The 1,552-nt window shown below is 29.3% G+C and carries 2 protein-coding genes; both read right to left on the bottom strand.

Annotated features, from left to right (window positions below; genetic code table 11):
* Nucleotides 1–147: 147 nt before the first annotated feature.
* Entirely contained in the window at nt 148–936 is a 789-nt protein-coding gene (locus tag EZH24_RS11585; protein ID WP_137999247.1) for a uracil-DNA glycosylase, read from the bottom strand.
* A gap of 29 nt (nt 937–965) precedes the next feature.
* The coding region (locus tag EZH24_RS11580; protein WP_137999246.1) for a hypothetical protein at nt 966–1,552 on the bottom strand (587 nt) is incomplete at its 5' end.

Here is a 1,552-nt window from a genome sequence, read left to right as displayed (position 1 = left end):
CCTTATATAATCAATTTGCTTTTGAATAATAATACTGCCGATTTGAATTTTGAATTTTATTAATTTCGTTATTATAATCGTTTGAATTTGCAAAAATAAAATTTTGAAAAAAAATATTTATACTAACTATAATAAAAAAATAAACTATCAATTATTCTCCAAAATATTATTCAATTCTTTTAACATAAATTCAAAATCGCTTATTACTTTCGTTTCTTCTTTTTGATTTCTCAAAACATAAGCGGGATGATATGTGGCAATTACGGGAACTTCTTTATCCTTATTTTTGTAATAATGAACCGTATTTCTCGCTTTTCCAAAAGGAGTTTTCAAATCGAATTCGATTAAATTTCCAAAGCCATGTCTTCCGAGCGCGCATATTATTTTTGGATTAAGTATTTCAAGCTGACGAACAAAAAAGTTTCTGCAATTTATTTTTTCTTCTGGCAAAGGGTCTCTGTTTTCTGGCGGACGGCATTTCAAGGCGTTCATTATATAAAAATTGTATTTATTTATTTTAAGCTCGTCAATCCATTTATCTAAAAGTTTTCCCGCTCTTCCTACAAACGGAAATCCCAATCTATCCTCGTCCGCGCCTGGAGCTTCTCCCACAAAAACTATATCTGGATTTTCATCTCCTCGTCCGAATACTACATTTAATCTCGTTCTGCATAATTTTTCGCATTTCATACATTCTTTTACTTCCAAATATATTTTCTTTAATTCTTCGTTTTTAATTTCAATATTATTATTTGTATTATTAATTTTATTAGCTTTATTCATTGTTCCGACTTCTTTATTTTTATTAGATTTATTTGAATTAGATTTTTTATTTTTTAGAATAATTTTTTTATTTTTGTCTATATTAATCGTATCCGAAAATTTTATTTTATTCTGCCATAAAAAATATTCTTCAGTCATATTTATTTTTTTCATTGTAAATTATAAATCGCTTATTAAATTAATTATAAAAATCTATTAAAATCAAAAGTATAGGAAATATAAGCTCCAATTCCGCAATAGAAACCGCTTGCAAACTGTTCGCAGTAAATACTGAAATTCAAAGATAAACTCGCCTCGCTATTCAAAACCAAATAAATTCCCGGTCCCAAATGATTCAAATAAAGAGTAGCCTTGTTATAAAAATCGTAAGCGAAATGATATTCCAAATATATTCCCGCCAAAGAAAAACCGAATAAAGAACCTGGATAAACTCCGACCGCGAATTTTAATCTTATAGATTCGACTACTCCTCTCGGGTCCTTAAAATACATTGGCAGTTCTAAATTGGCAAACATAGTGAAAAAATCGCCCAAACCTATCAAATAATGCAATTGAGGATTGATTCCGAATTTTTGCTTTGAAGAACCTGGAAATAAAAATTCAACCGCTCCAATAAAACCGTTAAAGAATTGGTATCTCGGCATAAGAGAAAATTGAGGCTCTCCTTCAACTCCGACTCCAATTTTCGGTATATATGTAATCGGAAGAACTCTTGCGAATATATCGAAATTTCTTAATACTCCAAAATTAAGAATTATCGGACTCGAAA

The sequence above is a fragment of the Brachyspira catarrhinii genome, assembly GCF_005518285.1.
Lineage (GTDB): Bacteria > Spirochaetota > Brachyspiria > Brachyspirales > Brachyspiraceae > Brachyspira > Brachyspira catarrhinii.
This window is presented reverse-complemented; position numbering and strand designations above follow the sequence as displayed.

What these genes read in the sequence shown, in the direction of transcription:
- EZH24_RS11585 (WP_137999247.1), bottom strand. Translation starts at nt 936, where the DNA reads ATGAAAAAAATAAATATGACTGAAGAATATTTTTTATGGCAGAATAAA.